The following is a 22670-nucleotide window of genomic DNA, read 5'->3' on the forward strand; positions in this document are numbered from 1 at the left end:
ACTGGCACGTCTCGGACAGCTACTTCGTGGTCGCCCACTTCCACTACGTGGTGTTCGGCACCGTGGTGTTCGCCGCCTACGCCGGCATCTACTTCTGGTTCCCCAAGATGTGCGGCCGGATGATGGACGAGCGGCTGGGCAAGCTGCAGTTCTGGCTGACCTTCATCGGCTTCCACGGCACGTTCCTGGTGCAGCACTGGCTGGGCAACGAGGGCATGCCGCGCCGCTACGTGGACTACCTGCCCACCGACACCTTCACCACGCTGAACATGATCTCCACCATCTTCAGCTTCGTGCTCGGCGCCTCGGTGATCCCCTTCATCTACAACGTGGTGCGGTCCTGGAAGTACGGCAAGCTCGCCCTGCGCGATGACCCGTGGGGCCACGGCAACTCCCTGGAGTGGGCCACCTCCTCCCCGCCCCCGCGGCACAACTTCGTGGAGATCCCCCGCATCCGCTCCGAGCGCCCCGCCTTCGAGGCGCACTACCCCCACCTCACCGACCGGCTCCAGGCCGAAGCCCACGCCGGCAAGCGCCACGAGCCCTACGCCGGAGTCAGCGAACTGGTCCCCGGCACCGGGAAGCGCCAGGGGCCGAACGACCCCGACCCCACGTAACAGAAGGACCACCCTTCTCCCCACGCCTCGCACGCTCGGCGCGGGCCCCTGAAGGATGGCCAGCCCGACATCGGACGCCCCGTCGGCCTCACGGCCGGCGGGGCGTCCGTCGTCGTCGGGGGCTACCGCCGGAGCGGCGGGTCGGGTGCGGCACCATGACGGCGTGCCGCTGGACCCCGTGCCGTCGAACCCCGTGCCGTCGAACCCCGTGCCGTCGAACCCCGCGCCCCCGATGCCCGAGGCCTCGGAGGTGACCCCTGCCCGGGCCCTGCTCACCGTCAGCGGTGGCGACCGGCCCGGTGTGACGGCGCGGCTGTTCGCTGCACTGGCCGGGGGTGCGCCCGACCTCGAGGTGCTCGACGTCGAGCAGGTGGTGGTCCACGGGCAGCTGGTCCTGGGCGTCGTCGTCGGGGTGGTCTCCCCGGACGGAGCGCCCGCGGTGGACCAGGACGCGCTGCTGGAGCACCTGGGCCCGCTCGCCGCCGCCGTCGCCGCGGACGTTGGTCTCCGGGTGGACGTCGAGCCGGCCTCGGCCGGGCCGGCGTCGGTGTCGGCCGGCCGCCCGCACCACGTGATCCTGCTCGGCCGCCCCGTCTCGCCCGAGGCGGTCGCCGGCGCGGCGCAGGGCATCGCCGCGGTCGGTGGGAACATCGACGCCATCCGGCGGCTGTCGGACTACCCGGTCACCAGCTTCGAGCTGACCGTGTCGGGCGCGGAGGCCACCGCCCTGCGGACGGCGCTGGCATCGGTCGCCGCCGCGACCGGTACGGACATCGCGGTCGAGCGGGTCGGGGTGACCCGGCGCAGCAAGCGGCTGATCGTGCTCGACGTCGACTCCACGCTGGTGCGGGGCGAGGTGATCGACGAGCTCGCGGCCCGTGCCGGGCGCGCGGCCGAGGTCGCCCGGATCACCGCCGCCGCCATGAACGGGGAGCTGGACTTCGCGGAGTCGCTGCGCAAGCGCGTCGCCGTCCTGGCCGGGTTGCCGGTCGAGGTGCTCGACGAGGTCCGCGAGGCGCTCGTGCTCACCCCCGGTGCGCGCACGCTCATCCGGACACTCCAGCGCCTCGGTTTCCGGTGCGGCATCGTCAGCGGCGGCTTCACGCAGATCACCGATCCGCTGGCGGAGAGCCTCGGCCTGGACTTCGCGGCGGCCAACACCCTGGAGGTCGTCGACGGGCAGCTCACCGGCGGGCTGGTGGGGGAGATCGTGGACCGGCCCGGCAAGGCGCGTGCCCTGGCGCGGTTCGCCGCGGAGTACGGCATCCCGCTGGACCAGACCGTGGCCGTCGGGGACGGCGCCAACGACCTGGACATGCTCAACACCGCGGGGCTGGGCATCGCCTTCAACGCCAAGCCGTTCGTGCGGGAGCAGGCGCACACCGCGCTCAACCAGCCCTATCTCGACGCCGTGCTGCAGGTGCTCGGCTTCACGAGGGACGAGGTCCTGGACGCGGCGCCGTGACCCTGGACCGCGGTGCGCCGGCGGCGCTCTACGACGAGATCGGTCGCACGTACGGGCGCACCCGCCGACCCGATCCGCGGATCGCGGCCGCGATCCGCGCCGCCGTCGGCGAGGTGGACAGCGTGGTCAACGTCGGGGCGGGCGCCGGCGCCTACGAGCCCCTGCAGACGGTGCTGGCCGTCGAACCGAGTCGCGTGATGATCGATCAGCGGCCCGCCGGTGCTGCGCCGGTCGTGCAGGGAGTGGCCGAGGCGCTGCCCCTCCCGGACCGAGCCGTCGACGCGGCGCTGGCCGTGCTGACGGTCCACCACTGGAGCGACGTCGGCGCCGGTGTGGCCGAGATGCGGCGGGTGGCACGGCGACGGGCGGTCTTCTTCACCTGGTGGCCGGGTCGGGTGGCCGAGTTCTGGCTGCTGCGGGAATACCTGCCTGCTGCTGCGGAGACTGATGCGCGCCACGCTGTGCCGGTGGAGCAGCTGCTCCGGCTGCTCGGTCCCGCGGCCCGCGTCCGGTCCGTCCCGGTGCCGCACGACTGCACCGACGGATTCGGCGCTGCCTACTGGCGCCGTCCGGAGGCCTACCTCGACGCGGAGGTGCGCGCGGGCATCTCCATGCTGGCCCGGACGGAGCCGACGGCGCTCCGCGCGGGTCTGCAGCGCCTGGAGGACGACCTGCGCTCCGGTGCATGGCGGCGGAGGCACGCGGACCTGCTGGCGGCCGATGCCCTGGACGAAGGGTACTGCGTCGTCACCGTCGACCTCTGAGCGCGACGGCGGTCAGGCCCGGGAGACGTCTCCGGACAGCTCGACCCCGGCCGTGCGGAGCTGGTCGAGGGCTGCCTCGGTGGTGGCCTCCGAGACGCCGGCGGTGAGGTCGAGCAGCACGCGCGTGGTGAGCCCGTTGGCGACGGCGTCCAGAGCGGTGGCCCGCACGCAGTGGTCGGTTGCGATGCCCACGACGTCGACGGCGTCCACGTCGTGCCGCCGCAGCCACTCGGCGAGCGCCACGCCGTCCGCCGTCCCCTCGAAGCCGGAGTAGGCGGCGGCGTACTCGCCCTTGTCGAAGACCGCCTCGATCGGCGCGCGGTCCAGGGCCGGGTGCAGCTCGACCCCCTCGGTGCCGACGACGCAGTGCCGGGGCCAGGAGTCGACGAAGTCGGGCGCCTCGCTGAAGTGCGCCCCCGGGTCGATGTGGTGGTCCCGGGTGGCGACGACGTGGTCGTACCCACCCGCGGCCATGTGCCCGGTGACCGCGGCGGCCACCGCGGCCCCGCCGGTGACGGCGAGGCTCCCGCCCTCGCAGAAGTCGTTCTGCACGTCGACGACGATCAGGGCGCGGGCCATCTGTGCAGTCTGCCGGTCGGCCCCGTCCAGGGCACCGCCACGAGCGTGCGAGTGGTCGTACGGCCTCGGTGCAGGGTCCCGCCACGAGCTGGCGAGTGGTGGGGGGCAGCGAGGTCCTTCTGGGGGTCCTTCCTCAGACGGTCACGGTGTCGATCGCGGGCTCGCCACGGGAGAGCGCGAACGCCTCCGGCGGCAGCGCCCCGCGGACCCGCTGGTGGTGGGCCTTGGCCCGGCTCAGCGCCTCGGCAGGGGAGACCGGGTCGCAGATCTCGCCGTCGCGCACCAGCGGCACGAGCAGGTCACGGTCACCCGGGCGCGCGGCGACGGGGTCGGCGGTGACCACCTCGGCGGTCGCCACGCCGTCGGCGTCGTGCCGGCGGACGGCGTACTTGCGGCCGCCGACCGAGCGCTTGCCCTCCGACCGCTTCGCGACCGGGACGCCGTCCCGCTCGACCAGCTTGTAGACCATGCCGACGGTGGGCGCCCCCGACCCGGTGACCAGCGAGGTGCCGACGCCGTAGCCGTCGACCGGTGCCGCGGCCAGGCCGGCGATCGCGTATTCGTCGAGGTCGCTGGTCACCACGATCCTGGTCCCGGTCGCCCCGAGCTCGTCCAGCAGCTCGCGGGCGCGGGTGGCCAGCGTCGGCAGGTCGCCGGAGTCCAGGCGGATGCCCCCGAGCTCGGGGCCGGCGACCTCGACTGCCGTCCGGATGCCCTGCTCGACGTCGTAGGTGTCCACGAGCAGCGTCGTGCCCTTGCCCAGGGCCGCCACCTGCGCCTCGAAGGCGGACCGCTCGTCGTCGTGCAGCAGCGTGAACGCGTGCGCACTGGTGCCCGTGGTGGGGACCGCGTACCGCCGGCCGGCCTCCAGGTTGGAGCTGGTCGCGAAGCCGACGAGGTGCGCGGCCCGGGCGGCGGCGACGGCGGCCTCCTCGTGCGTGCGGCGCGACCCCATCTCGATGCACGGCCGGTCGCAGGCGGCCGAGATCATGCGGGCAGCTGCCGAGGCGATGGCGCTGTCGTGGTTGAGCACCGACAGGGCGAGGGTCTCCAGCAGCACGCCCTCGGCGAAGGACGCGCGCACGGTCAGGACGGGGGAGCCGGGGAAGTAGAGGTCGCCCTCGGCGTAGCCGTCGACGTCGCCGGAGAAGCGGAAGTCGGCCAGCCAGTCCAGGAGGCGGGCGTCGGTGAGCCCCTGCTCGCGGAGGGCGGCGATCTCGCCGTCGCCGAACCGGAAGTACGGCAGGGCCTCCAGGAGCCGGCCGGTGCCTGCCAGCACGCCGTACCGGCGGCCGTGGGGCAGCCGGCGGGCGAAGACCTCGAAGACGCACTGCCGGTCGGCGGTGCCGTCGGCCAGCGCCGCGGCGACCATCGTCAGCTCGTACCGGTCGGTGAAGAGCGCGGGGGCCGGTGGGGGAGTGAGCCCGGTGTCCACAGCCATGATCGGGGAGCCTAGGCGGGCGTCGGGACCGGGGCAGATCGGCGTCCTATGGTGGACGCGTGGCCGGACCGCTCGCTCCGACTCGGACCCCCGAGACGACGGAAGAGGAACGCGGGGAGCTGGACCGTCCCTGGGTCACCATCGTCTGGAACGACCCGGTCAACCTGATGACCTACGTGACCTTCGTCCTGCAGGAGCTGTTCGGCTACGACGAGCCGACCGCCACCGCGCTGATGCTGCAGGTGCACCACGACGGCAGGGCGGTGGTCAGCTCCGGCCCGCGCGAGCGCATGGAGCACGACACCAGCCGGCTGCACGCCTACGGCCTGTGGGCCAGCTACCAGAGGGACTCATGACATCCCTGGGCGAGACGCGGCGTGGAGCCGACCCGACGGTCGCCGGCGCGGAGCTGTCGTGAAACCGTTCCGCACGGCGCGCAGCGGTGAGCTGGTCGCCCGCCTGGAGGCGGCCGAGGCGGGCATCCTCGGGCTGCTGCTGGACCAGCTCGAGCAGCTGCTCTCCGCCGACCTCGACGACGTCGGTGACGACCCGGTGCTCGACCGGCTGTTCCCGGTCGGGCACCGCTCCGACCCGGAGATGGCCGCCGACTACCGGGAGCTGACCGAGGCCTCGCTGCGCAGCGCCAAGGCCGACGACCTGGCCACCGTGCGCGCCTCGCTACCGGCCGAGGGCGGCGAGGTCCGGCTGGACGTCGAGCAGGCCGCCGCCTGGCTGCGCACCAGCGACGACCTGCGCCTGGCCCTGGGCACCCGGCTGGACATCAGCGAGGACACCGAACCGCCGGAGGAGGTGGCCGACGAGACCGACCAGCAGCTGGCCGTTTACTACTGGCTCACCGCCGTGCAGGGGTCGCTCGTCGACGCGCTGGTCGCGGGTCGCTCCGGCCGAAGGTGAGCAGCACCAGGGCCGCTAGCAGCAGGTCGAGGGTGAAGAAGACGTAGACCAGGCCGTGCAGCTCGACGTCCTTGATCAGGGCGCCGATGCAGGAGATCAGGGTGATGGACGACAGCGCCAGGACCAGGAGCAGCACCAGCGCCCGCATCGTGACCATGATGATGACCGAAGCGCGGTCGTTCGGGTCGCCGGTGACGTAGCCGCGGTGCCGGAACATCCCCCGGGCGCCGAGGACGAATGCGGGCAGCGCGGCCAGCAGCACGCCGGCGATCAGCAGAGCGTCATCCCACACGGGTCCAGACCGTATCGGTTGTTCACCCGATGGTTGCCGAGGCCACCCTTCCCGGCCCTGTCCCGGACCCGGAACGGCGGACGCCTAGACTGAGCCCGTGCTGCGCATCGACCGCGCGACCTACGACGCCATCGTGGCCCACGCCCGGGAGGACCACCCGGACGAGGCCTGTGGCGTCGTCGCCGGGCCCGAGGGCAGCGAGCGGCCGGAGCGCTTCGTCCCGATGCTCAACGCCGCGCGGTCGCCGACGTTCTACGAGTTCGACTCCGCCGACCTGCTGCGGCTGTACCGGGACATGGACGACCGTGACGAGTGGCCGGTCGTCGTCTATCACTCGCACACGGCCACCGAGGCCTACCCGTCGCGCACCGACGTCGGCTACGCGTCCGGGCCGGCCGCGGACCCGCGCACGCACTACGTGCTGGTCTCCACCCGGCACCACGAGAAGCAGACGGGGCTGGCCGGCGACGAGGTCGAGTTCCGCAGCTACCGGATCGTCGACGGCGAGGTGAGCGAGGAGGAGGTCGAGATCGTCGAGTCCTACCTCTTCGGCCACTCGCCGACCACCGTCGTCTACGACTGAAAGAGGACCCTCCTGCTCCCCACCGCTCGCAGGCTCGCGGCGGGCCCCTGCAGGAGGGCCGCCGCCGGCGCGGAATCGCGCGCGGCGCCCGGGCGTTGCGCCCGCTAGACGCACCACGTCGCTGCCGCTCGCGCAGCGTGCCCCCACCAGCCGCACACTCCGAGGAGAACGCACGCCATGGCCATCGAGGTCCGGATCCCCACCATCCTGCGCACCCACACCGGCGGCAACAAGACCGTCCAGGGCAGCGGGGACACCCTGTCCGCGCTCATCGACGACCTCGACACGCAGCACTCGGGCCTGAAGAACCGCCTCGTCACCGAGGAGGGCAAGCTGCACCGCTTCGTCAACGTCTACGTCAACGACGAGGACGTGCGCTTCACCGGCGCCCTGGACACCCAGGTCAAGGACGGCGACTCGGTGACGATCCTCCCGGCGGTCGCGGGCGGCTGCTGACCGGTCGCACCGCCCGGTCCACCTCGCACCCTCCCCGTCCCGGAAGAGCTCCCATGGCCCGCTTCGCCTCCCTCGTCGACTCGCTCGGCGGCACCCCGCTCGTCGGGCTGCCCAGCCTGTCGCCGACCTCCGACGTCCGGCTGTGGGCCAAGCTCGAGGACCACAACCCCACCGGCTCCATCAAGGACCGCGCGGCGATCAAGATGATCGAGGCGGCGGAGAAGGAGGGGCGGCTGCAGCCCGGCGCGACCATCCTGGAGCCGACCAGCGGCAACACCGGCATCTCGCTGGCCATGGTCGCCCGGCAGCGCGGGTACCGGCTGATCTGCGTGATGCCGGAGAACACCTCGGTGGAGCGCCGGCAGCTGCTGGAGATGTACGGCGCGCAGATCATTCCCTCGCCGGCGGCCGGCGGCTCGAACCAGGCCGTCGCCATGGCCAAGGAGCTCGCCGCCGAGCACGACGACTGGGTGATGCTGTACCAGTACGGCAACCCGGCCAACGCGCAGGCGCACTACGACGGCACGGCGCCGGAGATCCTGGCCGACCTGCCGTCGATCACGCACTTCGTGGCCGGGCTCGGGACGACGGGCACGCTGATGGGCTGCTCCCGCTACTTCCGGGAGCACAAGCCGGAGATCCAGGTCATCGCCGCCGAGCCCCGGTACGGCGAGCTGGTGTACGGCCTGCGCAACATCGACGAGGGGTTCATCCCCGAGCTCTACGACGCCTCGCTGCTGGACTCCCGGTTCTCCGTCGGCCCGGACGACGCGATCCACCGCACCCGCCAGCTGGTGGAGCGCGAGGGGATCTTCGCCGGCATCTCGACCGGCGCGATCCTGCACGCCGCGCTCGGCATCGCCGACAAGGAGGTCGCGGCCGGGCGCAGGGCCGACATCGTGTTCATCGTCTGCGACGGCGGCTGGAAGTACCTGTCCACGGGCGCCTACGCCGGCACGCTGGACGAGGCCACCGCCGCGCTGGAGGGTCAGCTCTGGGCGTGAGCTGAGCGTCGGTGGGCTGTGCCAGGCTGCGCGCGTGCTGATCCAGGCCTGCCCGAACGGCCCGCGCCGTCCCGGTGACCACCCGGCGCTGCCGGTGAGCCCCGCCGCGGTGGCGCGCGATGCCGCGGCCGTGGTGGCCGTCGGCGCCCGCGAGCTGCACGTGCACCCCAAGGACGACGCCGGCGCGGACTCCCTGCACCCCGCCCACGTGGCCGAGGTGGTCACCGCGGTCCGTGCGGCGGTCCCCGGCGTGCCGATCGGGGTCACCACCGGCGCCTGGGCGCTGCCCGATCCCGGCGAGCGGGTCGAGGTGATCCGGCGCTGGACGGTGCTGCCGGACCACGCGTCGCTGAACTGGCACGAGGACGGCGCGGACGACGTCGCCGCTGCGCTGCTGGACCGCGGGGTGCAGATCGAGGCCGGCCTCTGGCACCTCGAGGGGGTGGCTGCCTGGCAGGCCTCGCCGCACCGCGACTCCTGCCTGCGCGTGCTGCTGGAGCTGCCCGACGGTCTGGACGGCGCGGCTGCCGAGGCGGAGGCCGCACGGCTGCTCGCCGCCGTGGGGAAGGGCCGGCCTGTGCTGCTCCACGGTGAGGGCAGCAGCTGCTGGCCGGTGCTGCGCTCGGCGGTGCGGCGCGGGCTCGACACCCGCATCGGGCTGGAGGACGTGCTCTCGCTCCCCGACGGCGCGCCGGCCCCGGACAACGCCGCGCTGGTGACGGCCGCGACCGCGATCGTCGCCGCGGTGCGGGCAGTGGACGGGGCGGGCGGTTAGCCTGACCGGCGACATGGGGACGACGCAGCCGGGTGCGGACGCACCGATCGGCATCTTCGACTCGGGCGTCGGTGGGCTCACCGTCGCCCGGGCGGTGCTGGACCAGTTGCCGGGTGAGGCGATCCGCTACATCGGCGACACCGCCAACGGCCCCTACGGTCCGCTGCCGATCGCCGAGGTGCGCCGTCACTCCCTCGCGGTGATGGACGACCTGGTCGCCGACGGCGTGAAGATGCTCGTCGTGGCCTGCAACTCGGCCAGCGCCGCGTCGCTGCGGGACGCCCGGGAGCGGTACGACGTGCCGGTCGTCGAGGTCGTGCTCCCCGCGGTCCGCCGGGCGACCGCCGCCACGCGCAGCGGGCGGATCGGCGTCATCGGCACGCAGGCCACCGTCACCAGCGGCGCCTACGAGGACGCTTTCGCGGCGGTGCCCGGCATCACGGTCACCAGCGCGGCCTGCCCGAGCTTCGTCGACTTCGTCGAGCGGGGGGTGACCAGCGGCCGGCAGCTGCTGGGGCTGGCGCAGTCCTACCTCGACCCTCTGCTGGCCGCGGGGGTGGACACCGTCGTCCTCGGCTGCACGCACTACCCGCTGCTGACCGGCGTCCTCTCGCTGGTGCTGGGCGACGACGTCACGCTCGTCTCCAGCGCGGAGGAGACCGCCAAGGACGTCTACCGGGTGCTGACCCGCAGCGGGCAGCTGCGCGAGGAGGCAGCACCTCCGCAGCACGCCTTCCTCGCCACCGGCGATCCCGAACCCTTCGCCCGGCTGGGGCGCAGGTTCCTCGGACCCGAGGTCGGCTCGGTGCTGCGCGCCGGCGCGGTGGGCGCGGCATGAAGCTGACCATCGTGGGGTGCTCGGGCAGCGGCCCCGGCCCCGGCTCCCCGGCGTCGAGCTACCTGGTCGAGCACGAGGGCTTCCGGCTGGTGCTCGACCTCGGCAACGGGTCCTTCGGCGCGCTCCAGGGCCTGATCGACCCGGGCACGGTGGACGCCGTCTTCCTCTCCCACCTGCACGCCGACCACTGCCTGGACGTCGCGCCGTTCGTCGTGTGGCACCGGTACTCCAAGCGGTCGCCGGGCCGGCTGGTCCCGCTGTACGCGCCGGTGGGTGCGGAACGCCGGTTGGCACTGGCCTACGACCTGGACGGCGACGGGCTCTCCGACGTCTTCGACTTCGTGCCGGTGGGTCCTGGCGCTCTGACGATCGGCCCGTTCCAGGTGGAGCTGGCGCGCACCGCGCACCCGATCGAGACCTACGCGATCCGGCTCACCGCGGGGGGCCGGTCGCTGGTCTACACCGGTGACACCGGCGTCAGCGACCGCGTCATCGAGCTGGCCCGGGGCGCCGACGTGCTCCTCGCCGAGGCCGCGCACCCCGACAACGACCCCGACCAGCCACCGGGGCTGCACCTGACCGGCCGCCAGGCGGCCGAGCACGCGGCCGCGGCCGGCGTGGGCAGGCTGCTGCTCACCCACATCCCCGCGTGGGTCGACCGGATCGGGCAGCTGTTCGCCGCCAGCTCGGTGTTCTCCGAGACCGAGCTCGTCCAGCCCGCCGGCGTGTACGAGATCTGACCGGGTGTCCCAGGTCAGCCGAGCCCGAGCCCGGGCGGTTGGCCGGATCTCCCCGATGACGGGAACCCATAGCTCCTCGCCGCGATGCCCGCTGCACCTGTCGCGCGGTCCTGGCAGAGTGCCGCGCGTGACGAGGGTCGACCGCTCCCATATCCGGGTCAAGCCCATGCTGATCGCCCCGAACGACGACCTGACGGCTCACGCGGTCAGTCTCAATCCGCCGACGAGGGAGAATCCTGACGGCTACCACCGGCTGATCGGTGGAAGCGTCGAACCGGGTGAGCCGCACCGTGACGCCATCGTGCGCGAGGTGCAGGAAGAACTCGGCGCGGCCATCCGGGACCTCGCCTTCCTCGCCACGGTCGAGAACATCTTTCACATCGACGGGACGCTCGGCCACGAGATCGTGTTCCTCTACGTCGGACGGCTGGATCCGCTCCCTCCGCGTACCGATGGCTTTCTCACCGAAATCGATGGCACCGTCCTGCCGGTGGTCTGGCGCCGGATGAGCGACGAGGACGAGACGATCGCCCTGTATCCCAGCGAGTCGGTCGCCTGGGTGCGCAGCCTCGCCGACCGGGGAGGCGCTCGGTAGGGCCTGCCGGCCGCCGCGACCGGCCGGGACGGCCGTGGGCGACGCCGATGCGCCAGGGGGCCGCACCCGGTCAGCGGGCCTCCTGCCTGGCCGGTTGCCGGATGGGCGCGGGCGCGCAACGGTGACTCGCATGGAGGAGCTGGACGGCGTCGCCCTGAGCAGCCTGGACGCACCGCTGGGCGACGGGCTCGGCGTGACCAAGGGCGACCTGGTCAGCTACCTCGCGGCCGTCGCCGACCGCATGGTCCCGGGGCTTGCGGGGCGACCGCTCTCGGTCATGCGGGTGCGCCCCGGGCAGGCGCCGTTCATGCAGCGCAACGTGAGCAAGGGCGCGCCGGAGTGGGTCGGCACCGTGCCGGTCTGGGCGGCCGGCGCGCACCGCGAGGTGCACCAGGTGCTCTGCGACGACCGCCGGACCCTGATCTGGCTGGCCAACCAGCGGACCGTCGAGTTCCACGTGCCCAACTTCTGCGCGGGCGAGCCCGAGCCGACCGGGCTGGTGCTCGACCTCGACCCCCCGGAGGGCGCGGACTTCGCGGCGGTCGTCGCCGTGGCCGGACTCGTGCGCCGGGCGCTGGAGGGGGCCGGCCTGGCCGGGGCGGTGAAGACGAGCGGGTCGAAGGGCGTGCACGTCGTCGTCCCGGTGGCCGGTTCGTCGTTCGAGGACGTCGCCGCCGCCACGCGCGCGCTGGCGGCACGCACCGCTGCGCTGGACCCGGAGCGGGCCACGACCGCCTACCTCAGGGAGGACCGCGGCGGCCGGGTCTTCGTCGACTCGACGCGGTCGGGGCAGGGCACCGTCGTCGCCGCGTACAGCCCGCGCATCCGACCCGGGCTGCCGGTCTCCTTCCCGGTTCCGTGGGACCGGCTCGGGGAGGTGCGGCCCGCGGACTTCACCGTGACGACCGCGCCTGCGCTGCTGGGGGACGCCGATCCGTGGGCGGAGGCGCTGCCCGGGCCCCAGCACCTGCCGGCCGACCTGGTTGCCGAGGGGCACACGATCCCGGTCGCCCGGGTGCAGGCGATGCACGAGGGCAAGCGCCGCAAGCGCGCGGCCGCGCAGCGGGAGGACGGCGCGGACGGCTGACCCCGTCGGGTGTCCCCGACCGTGCGGTGCGGCAGCGACCGCGCGGTGTGGCAGCCAGGTGCGCCGTCGACTGCGGGGTCGGCGTCCATCCCGCGAGGCAGCCGGATGGGGCCGGCTGACCCTCCGCGAAGGCGGTCGATCAGCGTGTTCTGAAACGTTCGCCGGAAGTGTTGCGCGGCCGCAGACCGTGACGCTACGTTGACGCGGCGTCGACGGTGATGTGCATCACATACCGGGCCCGGTGCGTCGGCGCATTCCTCCCTCGGTCGCCGTCGGCCTCGGTCGCGGCACTCCTCCGAAAGGTCCACCGTGCCCCTTCCTCGCTTGGTGGCGCGCGCCCTCGCGGCGCTCGCCCTCGCGCTGGCGACGGTCGTCGCCACGTCGATCCCCGCCTCCGCCGACCCGTCCTGGTGGCGGGGCCCCGCACCCACCCAGGCCAGCATCAGCGCCGAGCGCGGCTCGTTCGCCGTCTCCTCGACGTCGGTGTCGAACTGGTACACCCCCGGCTTCGGCTCGGCCACCATCTACTACCCGACGACCACGACGGCGGGCACGTTCGGCGGCGTGGCCATCTCGCCCGGGTACACCGCGTCGGAGTCGACGATCGCCTGGCTGGGCCCGCGGATCGCCTCGCAGGGCTTCGTCGTCATCACCTTCAACACCAACTCCCGCTACGACCAGCCGGCCGCCCGCGGTGACCAGCTGCTGGCCGCGCTGGACTACCTGACCGGCTCCAGCTCGGTCCGCTCCCGCGTGGACGGGAGCCGGCTGGCCGTGATGGGTCACTCCATGGGCGGCGGCGGTGCGCTCGAGGCGGCCAAGGACCGGCCCTCCCTGCAGGCGGCCATCCCGCTGACCGGCTGGAACACCGACAAGACCTGGCCCGAGGTCCGTACGCCCACCCTGGTGATCGGCGCGGAGAACGACAGCGTGGCGCCGGTCAGCAGCCACTCCATCCCGTTCTACGACAACCTGACCAACGCTCCGGAGCGGGCCTACCTCGAGCTGAACGACGCGAGCCACTTCGCGCCCAACAGCCCGAACACCGACATCGCGTCGAGCTCCATCGCCTGGCTGAAGCGGTTCGTGGACGACGACACCCGGTACACCCAGTTCCTCTGCCCGGGGCCGTCGGTCTCCTACTTCGGGAGCATCTCGGACTACCGCGCCACCTGCCCCATGTGAGTCAGGGGCACTGAGGGGGCGGGCTCCGAGCGGTTCGGAGCCCGCCCCGCTGTCCTACGCTGCGAACGTGACGGGGCCTCACGACGAGATCGTCCGCGCGGCGGCGGGGATGCTCCTGCACGGCCGGCGGCTGGACACCGGCACCCTGGCCGCCGAGCTCGGCATCTCACGGGCGACGCTGTTCCGCCGCGCGGGCAACCGGGACGCGATCCTCGGGGAGGCGCTCGCTCACCTCGGCGCCCGCACGCTGATCCGGATCCAGCGCGAGCACGACGCGCGGCCGGCGGACACGGATCCGGGCGGTCGGCTGCGCTGCCTGGCGGTCAGCGAGGAATTCCGCTTCGCGCTCGGTACCTCCCCTTCCTTGCAGCGGCTGCTCGACGAGGAGCCTGCGATGGCCATCCGGGTGCTCACCGATCCCCAGGGCCTGGTCCACCCGCGGATGGTCGAGGCCTACACGTCGCTGTTCCAGCGGGACGTCGACGAGCACGCGTTCGCGCCGCAGATGCCCGTTCCGCTGCTCGCCCTCGCCGTGGTCCGGCTCGGCGAGTCGTTCCTCTACTCCGACGTGCTGGCCGCCCGGACACCCGACCTCAAGACGGCGACCACGGTCATGGACGCCCTCGTCAGCAGCGTCCTCCGCTTCGACCAGGGCTGACGCCGGGGCTCAGCCCTCGCGCACGGCCCCGAAGATCAGCATGTCGCGGCGCCGTCCACCGATCTCCCGGTAGCTGCGCAGCAGCCCCTCCGGCTCGTAGCCCGCGCCCCGGGCGGTGCGGACGGACGCCTCGTTCGACGGCTCCACGAACAGCTGCACGCGGTGCAGGCCGGGCACGGTCCAGGCGAAGGCCGTGACGGCGGCCAGCGCGGAACCGGCGAACCCGCGCCCCCGGGAACCCGGTGCCACGAGGTACCCGACCGAGGCCCGGCCGGAGGGCAGCTCGGCCAGCCACAGGCCGACCTGCCCGACTGCCCGCCCGGTGGACGCCACGGCGACGGCGAAGGAGAAGCCGACGCCGTCCTCCCGCCGGCGCTGGTTGCGGTCGATCCAGTCCAGGGCCTGCTCGCGGGTGGCAGCGGCCGGAACCGTGCTGATCAGCGGCACGTACGGGTCCGAGGACAGCTCCCGGACCAGCGCGGCGTCGTCCTCGGTGAACCGCCGGAGGACGACGTCGCCGTGCGCCGGTGCCACCGCGGGCCACGGGGGAAGGATCACCTCGGGCAACCCGGGCCGCGGCTCAGTCGAGGCCGAGGTCGCGGCGCAGCTTGGCGACGTGCCCGGTGGCCTTGACGTTGTAGGAGGCCTTCTCGATCCGTCCCTCGGCGTCGATGACGAACGTCGAGCGGATGACGCCGACGACCTGCTTCCCGTACAGCTTTTTTGGCCCGAAGGCGCCGTAGGCGGTGAGCACCTGCTTGTCCTCGTCGGAGACCAGCGTGATGCCCAGGTCCTCTTTCTCCCGGAACCGGATCAGCTTCTCCGCGGGGTCGGGGGAGATGCCGATGATGTCCAGGCCCGCCTCGGCGAGGTCGCCGGCCGAGGCGGTGAAGTCGACGGCCTGCGTGGTGCAGCCCGGGGTCAGCGCCGCCGGGTAGCAGTACACGATCACGCGCCGCCCCCGGTAGGACGACAGCGACACCGGCGTGCCGTCGGCGTCGGGCAGCGTGAACTCCGGGGCGGGCTCGCCGGGGGTGAGGCGGACGGGTGCCGTGTCGGTGCTGCTGTCGGTCATGTCGCGCATCCTGCCGTGTGGACGTGTACGGAGTGCACCGGGTGGTCAGCCGGGGAGGAACGAGAAGCGCACCTGCCGCTGGTGGTTGTCGGTGTTGGTGTCGACCAGGCAGATGCGCTGCCAGGTGCCGAGCTGCATCAGGCCCTCGAGCACGGGGACGACGGTGTGCGGGGGCACGAACGCCGGCAGCACGTGGTCGCGGCCGTGCCCTGCGCTGCCGTGGCGGTGCCGCCAGCGGTCGTCGCGGGGGAGGAACTGGTCGAGCTGGGCCAGCAGGTCGTCGTCGCTGCCCGACCCCGTCTCGATGAGGGCGATGCCGGCGGTGGCGTGCGGGACGAAGACGTGCAGCAGCCCGTCGGTCTCGTCGCGGACGAACTCGGCGCACTCGTCGGTCAGGTCCACGACCACGGGGACGCCTCCGGTCCGGACGGCACGCAGCTCCGATCTCATGACGTCGATCCTCGTTGCTCGCCGCCGCCGCTGCCTCGTGACCGTCACGGAGCCCGCTCGGCGTGGCGGCACGACGGCCGCGCACTACTGTCGGCTCCCGTGACTGAGCCTCGATCCACGTCCCGCGCCGACGGCCGCACGGCCGACCAGCTCCGACCGGTCACGATCACGCGCAACTGGCTCGACCACGCCGAGGGCTCGGTGCTGGTGGAGTTCGGCCGCACCCGCGTGCTGTGCGCGGCGAGCGTGACCGAGGGCGTGCCGCGCTGGCGCAAGGGCTCGGGCCTGGGGTGGGTGACCGCCGAGTACTCGATGCTGCCCCGCGCGACCCACACCCGCAGCGACCGCGAGTCGGTCCGGGGCAAGATCGGCGGCCGGACGCACGAGATCAGCCGGCTCATCGGCCGCTCGCTGCGCGCCTCGATCGACCTGGGCGCGCTCGGCGAGAACAGCATCGCCATCGACTGCGACGTCCTCCAGGCCGACGGCGGGACGCGCACCGCGGCCATCACCGGCGCCTACGTCGCCCTCGCCGACGCCGTCTCCTGGCTGGGGGAACGCGGGAAGCTCGCACGTGCGCAGCCGCTGGTGCAGTCGGTGGCCGCCGTCAGCGTCGGCGTGATCGACGGCGAGCCCCGGCTCGACCTGCCCTACGAGGAGGACGTGCGCGCCGGCACCGACATGAACGTGGTGTGCACCGGCGACGGCGGGTTCGTCGAGGTGCAGGGGACCGCGGAGGGTGCGGTGTTCGACCGGCCGACCCTCGACGCGCTGCTGGACCTCGCCGTGGCCGGCTGCGCCGAGCTGACCCGGCTGCAGGCCGCCGCACTCGCGCGATGAGCACCCGGCTGCTGCTGGCCACCCGCAACGCGGGCAAGCTCGCCGAGCTGCGGCGGCTGTTGCACTCCGCCGTGCCCGGTGTGGAGGTCGTCGGGCTGGCCGACGTCGAGGAGTACCCGGAGGCGCCCGAGACCGGCGCGACCTTCACGGAGAACGCGCTGCTGAAGGCGCGCGAGGCGGTGCGTCACACCGGGCTGGCGGCCGTGGCGGACGACTCCGGGCTGACCGTGGACGCGCTGAACGGCATGCCCGGGGTCCTGTCGGCGCGCTGGGCGGGCCGGCACGGGGACGACGCGGCGAACACCGCGCTGCTCCTGGCGCAGCTCACCGACGTGCCCGACGGCCGGCGGGGTGCGGCGTTCGTGTGCGCCGCGGCTCTGGTCCTGCCCGACGGCACGGAGCGGGTGCTGGAGCGGGAGTGGCGGGGCACGGTGATCCGCGAGGGCCGTGGCACGGGCGGGTTCGGCTACGACCCCGTCTTCGTGCCGGACGGCCTGGAGGTGACGTCGGCGCAGCTGTCGCCGGGGGAGAAGGACGCGCGGAGCCACCGCGGGCAGGCGTTCGCGGCGCTCGTCCCGGTCATCGCCGAGGTGGTCGGCGCACGCTGAGGTTCAGCGGCCGAGGCTGAACCAGTCGACGGCGGCCAGTTCGTCGCGCAGGGACTCGTAGATCGGCAGGTCGTCGGCGGGCTCCGCGTGTCGGCCGCGGCGGTCCACGTCGGCCAGGGAGGCGATCCTCTCCAGGACGTCCGCCCCTTCCGGCGCGCGACGGCGTCCGACGGCGGTGGCGCAGTTGCTCATACCCGTAGCGGTCGGCGTGCTGGTGCCCGCGTTCGAGTGGAGGCCGGAGCTCCTCACCCCGAAGGGTGACGGTGCAGGGATGCCGCCCGCCCGGCACAGTGAAGGCATGCGGCTGGTCGTGGACGGGTCCCGACGGTTGTCGTTCGACGACGGCACACCGGTGACGGCGGCCTCGGCGATCGCGCCGCTGGGCGACGGATGGCTCATCGCGCAGGACGACGCCACCTTCGCCGCCTGGCGCAGGTCCGACTCGGTGACGTCGGTGCGGGTGCTCCCGCCGGTGGAGGGCCTGGACCGGTTCTCCGAGGCCGCGGGGACCAAGGGCCTCAAGCCCGACCTCGAGGTGGCGTGCCCGGCGGAGGTCGACGGCGAGCCGGCGGTGCTGCTGCTCGGCTCCGGGTCCTCGCCCCGGCGCATGCGCGGTGTCCTGGTGCGGCTGGTGGACGGGACGCCCGTGGCCACCGCCGGAGACCTGGCGCCGCTCTACGAGCACGCCGCCGGCCGGCTGGGCGTGACGATGGACGAGCTGAACCTGGAGGGCGCCGGGCAGCACGAGGACCGCGTGCGATGGTTCAACCGGGGCAACTTGGCCGCGGGCGTGCCGTCGTCCAGCGTCGACCTCCCGCTGGAGGCACTGGTGGCGGCGGTGCTGGGCCGCATGGACCCGGCGTCGGTCCCGGTCGGGCAGCCGTGGCGCTACGACCTGGGCGAGGTCGAGGGAGTGGGGCTGGCGGTGACCGACGCCGTCGCGCTGCCGGACGGCCGGATGCTGCTGAGCGCCGCGGCGGAGGACACTCCCAACGCGATCGACGACGGCCCGGTGGTCGCCACCGCGCTGGCGCTGGTGGACGGCGGGACGGTCGTGGCGGTCGCCCCGGTGCCCGAGGTCGACGGCCACGTGCACAAGGTGGAGGGGCTGGCGTTGCGCTCCGTCGACGGTGGCACCGTGCACCTGCTGGCCGTGGTGGACGACGACGACCCCGAGGCCCCCTCGGCCGAGCTGGAGCTCCGCGTCGAGCTCGCGTGAGGTCAGCGACGGTCTCCGCGCGGCCTGGTCAGGACACGCCCGAGCTGTTCCGGGCCCGGTTCCGCGCCGCTGGGACCGGCCCTGCCCGGCGCGGTGCGCCAGATCCGGGAACGGCGCCAGCACGTGACGGTCGTGGGCAGCGTGCACCCGGTGTCGTCCGCGCCTCCCGAGCCCTGGTCGCCGCCGGCTAGGGGGCGGGCCTCGCGGCCCAGCTACGAAGCGATCGGTACGGCCAGATTCGGCTCGACGATGTCCCAGCCGTCCGGAAGCTCACCCTCGAAGTCGTCCGGCAGCAGCCAAGCTTCGCCCCGTTGTCCCTGTGCGCCGCGCGCGTCGCCGCGGACGCCGCGCTCGGCGAACTGCTCGTCGCCGGCGCACGCCGGGCCCACCATCCATTCCCCGGGCGCGGTGAGCACGACGAGGACGCACCACGGCTCGTCGGCCGGCCCCTGGGCGGCATAGACCCGGGCGTCGCCCGCCTCGCCGATGTAGCGGGTGTTCTCGTAGTCCCCCAAGAGACGGACGCGCTCAGGGAGGGCGTCCTCGGGCGTTGCGGGCTGGTCGAACACGGCCAAGCCGGGTGTTTCGGGGAAGCCGGATGCTTCGGGGGAGCCGGTTGCTTCGGGGGAGCCGGTTGCTTCGGGGGAGCCGGTTGCTTCGGGGGAGCCGGTTGCTTCGGGGGAGCCGGTTGCTTCGGGGGAGCCGGTTGCTTCGGGGGAGCCGGTTGCTTCGGGGGAGCCGGATGCTTCGGGGGAGCCGGATGCTCCGGGGGAGCTGCATCCGGTGGCGAGGACGAGCACGCCCGTGAGGACGAGCACAGCCGTTCTCTCGAAGGTCGCTCCCATGCGCGGATGGTAGTAGTGCCAACGGACGGAGGACACCCACGGCTCTCTCGGACTTCGCACGGGTGAGGTGTTCCGTGCGAGGCGTCGACGAGACGCACGGATGGCTCCGGGATGAGCCGCCGAGCCCTCCCAGGAGCAGTCCCAGGCGGTGGTCCACGCGCTCTCGGGGAGACGCACTGTGCGGGAGAGGGGAGTCGAACCCCTACGCCCGAAGGCACCAGATCCTAAGTCTGGCGTGGCTGCCGTTACACCACTCCCGCGTGGTCCCGGAGTCTAGGAGCACCTCCGCAGGATGAACGCCGGCTGGTGGATGAGCTGACTCCGGCGACGTCTGGCAGGCTGTCGGGGTGCCTCGCGACCCCCGACAGATCCAGCTGGAGATCGACGCCGCCCGCGAGTCGCTGGCCGCCACGCTGGACCAGCTGACCTACCGGACGAGCCCCACGCGCCTGCGCGCCAAGGGCCAGGACGCCGTCGTGCGCTGGCTGCAGACCCCTGCGGGGATGGCCGCTGCCGGTGCTGTCGGCCTGCTCGCGACGCTCGTCGTGGTGCAGAAGGTCCGGCACCGGGGCCAGGAGCGGAAGGTCCGCCGCGGCGTCGTGGTCCGGGAGATCCGTCCCCGGAGGCGCTGAACAGTTGCCGGTCCGTCGCGATCCCGTCGGCCCGCGCCAGGAGTCCGTCTGGGACTACCCGCGGCCGCCCTCTGCCCTGGTGACGCCGCGGCACGTCGTGCTGGAGGTCGGGGGGCGGGTGCTAGGTGACACCCGGCGGGCGATCCGGGTCTGCGAGACCAGCCACCCGCCGACCTACTACGTGCCACGCGAGGACCTCGCCGACGAGCTGCTGGCGCGCGGCTCGGTCGGGTCGTGGTGCGAGTGGAAGGGCCAGGCGACCTACTGGGACGTCGTCGTCGATGACCGGCGGGTGCCCTCGGTGGGCTGGTCCTACGAGCAGCCGACCCCGGGCTACGAGCACCTGGCCGGCGCGGTCGCCTTCTACCCGGGCCGGCTCGACCGCGTCACCGTCGACGGTGAGCTCGTCCGCCCGCAGCCGGGCGACTTCTACGGAGGCTGGATCACCGACGAGGTCGTCGGCCCCTTCAAGGGTGCGCCCGGAACGCTGGGCTGGTAGCCGAGCTCAGACCGTCGCTCCGTGGGCCCGCAACAGCGGGAGCGCGACCATGTCGAGGACCGCGTCGGCGTAGGCGTCGTCCACCGGCTGCCCGCTGGCCAGCCAGCGCTGGACGAGCGGGGCGCCGATCGCGTCGGTGACGGGCGTGCCGACGAGGCCCGCCGGCAGGTCGCCGCGCTGCTCGGCGCGCGCCCACGTCTCGCGGAACGCGGTCTGCCACGCGGCGAGCGGGCCGGCCCGGAACGCCGCGGCCAGGGCGGGCTGGTGCTGCATCGAGGAGAGCAGTGCCTGGATCGCCGCCCCGGCCGGGCCGTTCACCAGGGCCACCATCGAGCGCAGCAGCTGACGCAGGTCACCCTCCAGCGATCCGGTGTCCGGGGTGCTCGCCTGCTCGGCGTTGAGGTCGGAGACGGTGTCGACGACCAGCTCCTCCTTGGTGCGCCAGCGCCGGTAGATGGTCGCCTTGCCGACCCCGGCCTCCGCCGCTACGGCGTCCATGGTCAGCGCGCCGTAGCCGACGTCGGCCAGCAGCCGCAGGATGGCGGCGCGGATGACGCCGTCCCGGCTGGGATCGCGCGGCCGGCCGCCACGACTGGGACGGACGTCGGGTGCGGAGAGAACGGACATCCCAGAATCTTAAGGGACTCAAGTCTCGGAACTCCTGACCCTCAGCTGTGAATCGGCGGTGAGTCACCCGGTGGAGGTGGCCGGACGTGCCGCGCGCCTCGTGCGCTCGGGCGCCGGGTGGGTCATCCTGCTCGCGTGGGAACCATCTGCGGGGGCGTCTGCAGCTGCCGCTCGCACTGGGACGTGCCCGGCGCGGCCGCTCGCGTGCTGCTGGCGACCGCCATCGGCCACGTCCTGCCGACCGTCTCGCGCACCGCGAAGTCGCTGAACCTGGATGTCAGCACAGCGCCGCACCTGGTCGACGTCGTCGACCCCAAGGGCGGCCGCGGCATCGACCGGCTCTTCCAGCGGCTCGCCCGCGACCTCACCGCCGCGGAGCTCGAGGCGGTCCGCGTGGCCACCGACCCGCCCGAGGACGGGGAGGCGCGCACCGCCGCCCTGCTGACGGCGCCCAGTCTCGCCGTCGAGCTCGCCCGGCGCGGCGTGACCGTCGAGGTCGGCGTCCTGGCCGAGGCCGAGTTCTGGTCGGCGTACCAGCCGATCGTCAGGCTCGCCGACCGCTCCGTCGTCGCGCACGAGGCGCTGCTGCGTGGCTTCGTCGACGGCCGGGAGGTGGGCGGAGGCGACCTGTTCTTCGTCGCCGAGTCGGCCGGCTGGCTGGCCCGGCTCGACCGCATCGGCCGGGAGTCGGCCATCACCGGGGCGGCGCCCTGGCTCGGCGGCGACGACCTGTTCATCAATGTCAACCCGACGTCGATCTACCGGGCCCAGGTCTGCCTGGCCAGCACCGAGCAGGTGGCGCACGCCTCCGGGCTGGCGCCGGAGCAGTTCGTCTTCGAGGTCGTCGAGTCCCACGCCATCGCCGACCGCGGGCACCTCGTCTCCGTGCTCGAGCACTACCGGTCGCTGGGCTGGCGGGTCGCGCTCGACGACGTCGGCGCCGGCTACTCGAGCCTGTCACTGCTGGCCGCCGTCCGGCCCGAGGTGGTCAAGCTGGACAAGGGGCTGGTGCAGGGGCTGCCCGACGAGGGCGCCCGCACGGTGCTGAAGGCCGTGACCGACCTCGCCCACGAGCTCGGCGCCGTCGTCGTCGCCGAGGGGATCGAGACCGAGGAGCTGGCCGAGCAGGTCGCCGAGCTGGGTGCCGACCTCGGCCAGGGCTGGCTGTTCGGTCGCCCCGTGCGGCCCGAGCGGCCGCCCGAGGAGGAGGACAGCCGCTTCCAGCCGGTCCACCCGGTCCCGCTGAGCCGCCCGGCCGGCGTCAGCCCAGCGCCCAGCCGGTGAGCACCGGCCGCCGGTGCTCGTGGCCGAGCACGCCGTAGCGCCCGGCGGGCAGCGCGAACAGTGCCCCGGCGGCCGGTTCCAGACCGAGCCAGCGGGCGGTGAGCACCCGCAGCACGTGCCCGTGCGCCACCAGGGCGACGTCGCCGTCGGTCAGCCGGGCGCGGGCCCGGTCCAGCACCCGGTCCACGCGGGCGCCCACGTCGGCCAGTGATTCGCCGGGGACCTCGGCGTCGGCCGTCCCGTCCCGCCAGATCGACCACGTCCGCCCGAGGTCCGCGCTGATCTCGGCCGTGGTCCGGCCCTCGAAGCCGCCGTAGTCGAGCTCCACGAGGTCCGGCTCGACGTCGGTGACCGCCAGGCCGGCGAGCTCCGCGGTGCGCCGGGCCCGTTGCAGCGGGCTGACCCGCACCTCGACGAACGCACGGCCGGCCAGCGCTGCGCGCAGGGACCGCGCCTGCTCCTCGCCCTCGGGCAGCAGCGGGAGGTCCGTCGTCCCGGTGTGCTGGCCGCTGCGGCTCCACTCCGTCTGCCCGTGCCGCAGGACGACGATCTGCCCGACCCGGTCCCCGTCGCTCACGCCGCCCATCGAACACGCCC

31 protein-coding genes and 1 tRNA gene are annotated in these 22670 nt (G+C 73.6%); 21 read left to right on the forward strand and 11 right to left on the reverse strand.

Going from position 1 to position 22670, the window contains the following annotated elements; all coding sequences use genetic code 11:
• From RM425_RS10360 to RM425_RS10370, 3 genes are all read left to right on the forward strand, one after another.
• On the forward strand, positions 1 to 617 hold a 617-nt coding region (locus RM425_RS10360), incomplete at its 5' end, for a cytochrome c oxidase subunit I (protein WP_311345118.1).
• A gap of 163 nt (positions 618 to 780) precedes the next feature.
• The gene (gene serB, locus RM425_RS10365) at positions 781 to 2082 is read left to right on the forward strand and encodes a phosphoserine phosphatase SerB (protein ID WP_311345119.1); all 1302 of its coding nucleotides are present in this window, start codon (positions 781 to 783) and stop codon (positions 2080 to 2082) included.
• Positions 2079 to 2846 (forward strand): class I SAM-dependent methyltransferase, encoded by a 768-nt coding sequence (locus RM425_RS10370; protein WP_311345120.1) that lies wholly within the window; start codon positions 2079 to 2081, stop codon positions 2844 to 2846. Before serB ends, RM425_RS10370 begins: the two co-directional genes overlap by 4 nt.
• Before the next feature lie 12 nt (positions 2847 to 2858).
• Here the strand turns inward: RM425_RS10370 and RM425_RS10375 are convergent, their stop codons facing one another.
• Both RM425_RS10375 and RM425_RS10380 read right to left on the reverse strand, forming a co-directional pair.
• Positions 2859 to 3425, reverse strand: a complete 567-nt coding sequence (locus RM425_RS10375) for an isochorismatase family protein (protein ID WP_311345121.1) — start codon at positions 3423 to 3425, stop codon at positions 2859 to 2861.
• A gap of 133 nt (positions 3426 to 3558) precedes the next feature.
• Positions 3559 to 4866 carry a nicotinate phosphoribosyltransferase gene (locus RM425_RS10380; protein WP_311345122.1) on the reverse strand — a complete coding sequence of 436 codons (1308 nt, stop codon included), beginning with the start codon at positions 4864 to 4866 and terminating at the stop codon, positions 3559 to 3561.
• Between the two features lie 59 nt (positions 4867 to 4925).
• Here RM425_RS10380 and clpS point away from each other — a divergent pair, with 59 nt between their 5' ends.
• Together clpS and RM425_RS10390 are read left to right on the forward strand one after the other, a co-directional pair.
• A complete protein-coding gene (gene clpS / locus RM425_RS10385) occupies positions 4926 to 5222 on the forward strand; it encodes an ATP-dependent Clp protease adapter ClpS (protein ID WP_311345123.1) in 297 nt (98 codons plus the stop codon).
• Between the two features lie 58 nt (positions 5223 to 5280).
• The gene (locus RM425_RS10390; protein WP_311345124.1) at positions 5281 to 5781 is read left to right on the forward strand and encodes a DUF2017 family protein; all 501 of its coding nucleotides are present in this window, start codon (positions 5281 to 5283) and stop codon (positions 5779 to 5781) included.
• On the opposite strand, the gene RM425_RS10395 is transcribed toward RM425_RS10390, so the two are convergent.
• Positions 5720 to 6073, reverse strand: coding sequence for a hypothetical protein (locus RM425_RS10395; RefSeq protein ID WP_311345125.1), 354 nt, complete (start codon positions 6071 to 6073; stop codon positions 5720 to 5722). The two genes, RM425_RS10390 and RM425_RS10395, sit on opposite strands and share 62 nt — an antisense overlap.
• 97 nt (positions 6074 to 6170) lie before the next feature.
• On the opposite strand from RM425_RS10395, the gene RM425_RS10400 reads away from it, so the two are divergent.
• From RM425_RS10400 to RM425_RS10445, 10 genes are all read left to right on the forward strand, one after another.
• Positions 6171 to 6656: a M67 family metallopeptidase gene (locus RM425_RS10400; protein ID WP_311345126.1), complete on the forward strand. Its 486-nt coding sequence runs from the start codon at positions 6171 to 6173 to the stop codon at positions 6654 to 6656.
• Between the two features lie 177 nt (positions 6657 to 6833).
• Complete coding sequence (locus tag RM425_RS10405; protein ID WP_311345127.1) at positions 6834 to 7112, forward strand: MoaD/ThiS family protein; 279 nt, start codon at positions 6834 to 6836, stop codon at positions 7110 to 7112.
• A 53-nt stretch (positions 7113 to 7165) separates the two neighbouring features.
• Positions 7166 to 8116, forward strand: coding sequence for a PLP-dependent cysteine synthase family protein (locus tag RM425_RS10410; RefSeq protein ID WP_311345128.1), 951 nt, complete (start codon positions 7166 to 7168; stop codon positions 8114 to 8116).
• Between the two features lie 34 nt (positions 8117 to 8150).
• Complete coding sequence (locus tag RM425_RS10415; protein ID WP_311345129.1) at positions 8151 to 8891, forward strand: 3-keto-5-aminohexanoate cleavage protein; 741 nt, start codon at positions 8151 to 8153, stop codon at positions 8889 to 8891.
• A gap of 13 nt (positions 8892 to 8904) precedes the next feature.
• A complete protein-coding gene (gene murI / locus RM425_RS10420) occupies positions 8905 to 9729 on the forward strand; it encodes a glutamate racemase (RefSeq protein WP_311345130.1) in 825 nt (274 codons plus the stop codon).
• Positions 9726 to 10469, forward strand: coding sequence for an MBL fold metallo-hydrolase (locus RM425_RS10425; RefSeq protein WP_311345131.1), 744 nt, complete (start codon positions 9726 to 9728; stop codon positions 10467 to 10469). The genes murI and RM425_RS10425 overlap by 4 nt, the downstream gene beginning before the upstream one ends.
• A 127-nt stretch (positions 10470 to 10596) precedes the next feature.
• Positions 10597 to 11064 carry an NUDIX hydrolase gene (locus tag RM425_RS10430; protein WP_311345132.1) on the forward strand — a complete coding sequence of 156 codons (468 nt, stop codon included), beginning with the start codon at positions 10597 to 10599 and terminating at the stop codon, positions 11062 to 11064.
• Between the two features lie 130 nt (positions 11065 to 11194).
• A complete protein-coding gene (locus RM425_RS10435; protein WP_311345133.1) occupies positions 11195 to 12151 on the forward strand; it encodes a DNA polymerase domain-containing protein in 957 nt (318 codons plus the stop codon).
• Positions 12152 to 12460: 309 nt separating this feature from the next.
• A complete protein-coding gene (locus tag RM425_RS10440; protein WP_311345134.1) occupies positions 12461 to 13336 on the forward strand; it encodes an alpha/beta hydrolase family protein in 876 nt (291 codons plus the stop codon).
• 67 nt (positions 13337 to 13403) lie between these two features.
• Positions 13404 to 13994: a QsdR family transcriptional regulator gene (locus RM425_RS10445; protein WP_311345135.1), complete on the forward strand. Its 591-nt coding sequence runs from the start codon at positions 13404 to 13406 to the stop codon at positions 13992 to 13994.
• A 9-nt stretch (positions 13995 to 14003) separates the two neighbouring features.
• On the opposite strand, the gene RM425_RS10450 is transcribed toward RM425_RS10445, so the two are convergent.
• From RM425_RS10450 to RM425_RS10460, 3 genes are read right to left on the reverse strand one after another with little or no spacing between them, the layout of a single operon-like run.
• Entirely contained in the window at positions 14004 to 14552 is a 549-nt protein-coding gene (locus RM425_RS10450) for a GNAT family N-acetyltransferase (protein ID WP_311345136.1), read from the reverse strand.
• 22 nt (positions 14553 to 14574) lie between these two features.
• Entirely contained in the window at positions 14575 to 15069 is a 495-nt protein-coding gene (gene bcp, locus RM425_RS10455) for a thioredoxin-dependent thiol peroxidase (RefSeq protein WP_311345137.1), read from the reverse strand.
• A 45-nt stretch (positions 15070 to 15114) separates the two neighbouring features.
• On the reverse strand, positions 15115 to 15519 hold the full coding sequence (locus tag RM425_RS10460) for a YjbQ family protein (RefSeq protein WP_311345138.1): 405 nt from the start codon (positions 15517 to 15519) through the stop codon (positions 15115 to 15117).
• A 99-nt stretch (positions 15520 to 15618) separates the two neighbouring features.
• On the opposite strand from RM425_RS10460, the gene rph reads away from it, so the two are divergent.
• Both rph and rdgB read left to right on the forward strand, forming a co-directional pair.
• Positions 15619 to 16359, forward strand: a complete 741-nt coding sequence (gene rph, locus RM425_RS10465; protein ID WP_311345139.1) for a ribonuclease PH — start codon at positions 15619 to 15621, stop codon at positions 16357 to 16359.
• Positions 16356 to 16967, forward strand: a complete 612-nt coding sequence (gene rdgB, locus RM425_RS10470) for an RdgB/HAM1 family non-canonical purine NTP pyrophosphatase (protein ID WP_311345140.1) — start codon at positions 16356 to 16358, stop codon at positions 16965 to 16967. The genes rph and rdgB overlap by 4 nt, the downstream gene beginning before the upstream one ends.
• A gap of 3 nt (positions 16968 to 16970) precedes the next feature.
• Here the strand turns inward: rdgB and RM425_RS10475 are convergent, their stop codons facing one another.
• On the reverse strand, positions 16971 to 17159 hold the full coding sequence (locus tag RM425_RS10475; protein WP_311345141.1) for a hypothetical protein: 189 nt from the start codon (positions 17157 to 17159) through the stop codon (positions 16971 to 16973).
• 106 nt (positions 17160 to 17265) lie between these two features.
• Here RM425_RS10475 and RM425_RS10480 point away from each other — a divergent pair, with 106 nt between their 5' ends.
• Entirely contained in the window at positions 17266 to 18186 is a 921-nt protein-coding gene (locus RM425_RS10480) for a DUF6910 family protein (protein ID WP_311345142.1), read from the forward strand.
• Between the two features lie 212 nt (positions 18187 to 18398).
• Here the strand turns inward: RM425_RS10480 and RM425_RS10485 are convergent, their stop codons facing one another.
• Together RM425_RS10485 and RM425_RS10490 are read right to left on the reverse strand one after the other, a co-directional pair.
• Complete coding sequence (locus RM425_RS10485) at positions 18399 to 19031, reverse strand: hypothetical protein (protein ID WP_311345143.1); 633 nt, start codon at positions 19029 to 19031, stop codon at positions 18399 to 18401.
• Positions 19032 to 19210: 179 nt separating this feature from the next.
• A tRNA-Leu gene (locus tag RM425_RS10490) sits at positions 19211 to 19291 on the reverse strand.
• Between the two features lie 87 nt (positions 19292 to 19378).
• On the opposite strand from RM425_RS10490, the gene RM425_RS10495 reads away from it, so the two are divergent.
• Both RM425_RS10495 and RM425_RS10500 read left to right on the forward strand, forming a co-directional pair.
• Positions 19379 to 19663: a DUF3618 domain-containing protein gene (locus tag RM425_RS10495; protein ID WP_311345144.1), complete on the forward strand. Its 285-nt coding sequence runs from the start codon at positions 19379 to 19381 to the stop codon at positions 19661 to 19663.
• A 4-nt stretch (positions 19664 to 19667) separates the two neighbouring features.
• Positions 19668 to 20162: a DUF427 domain-containing protein gene (locus RM425_RS10500; RefSeq protein ID WP_311345145.1), complete on the forward strand. Its 495-nt coding sequence runs from the start codon at positions 19668 to 19670 to the stop codon at positions 20160 to 20162.
• A 6-nt stretch (positions 20163 to 20168) separates the two neighbouring features.
• On the opposite strand, the gene RM425_RS10505 is transcribed toward RM425_RS10500, so the two are convergent.
• Entirely contained in the window at positions 20169 to 20789 is a 621-nt protein-coding gene (locus RM425_RS10505; protein WP_311345146.1) for a TetR/AcrR family transcriptional regulator, read from the reverse strand.
• 135 nt (positions 20790 to 20924) lie between these two features.
• On the opposite strand from RM425_RS10505, the gene RM425_RS10510 reads away from it, so the two are divergent.
• Entirely contained in the window at positions 20925 to 22073 is a 1149-nt protein-coding gene (locus tag RM425_RS10510) for an EAL domain-containing protein (RefSeq protein ID WP_311345147.1), read from the forward strand.
• On the opposite strand, the gene RM425_RS10515 is transcribed toward RM425_RS10510, so the two are convergent.
• Positions 22051 to 22650: a histidine phosphatase family protein gene (locus RM425_RS10515; RefSeq protein WP_311345148.1), complete on the reverse strand. Its 600-nt coding sequence runs from the start codon at positions 22648 to 22650 to the stop codon at positions 22051 to 22053. The genes RM425_RS10510 and RM425_RS10515 overlap by 23 nt on opposite strands.
• Positions 22651 to 22670: the final 20 nt, after the last annotated feature.

Origin of the sequence: Blastococcus goldschmidtiae, assembly GCF_031845325.1 — a bacterium.
In the GTDB taxonomy this organism is placed as follows: Bacteria; Actinomycetota; Actinomycetes; order Mycobacteriales; family Geodermatophilaceae; genus Blastococcus; species Blastococcus goldschmidtiae.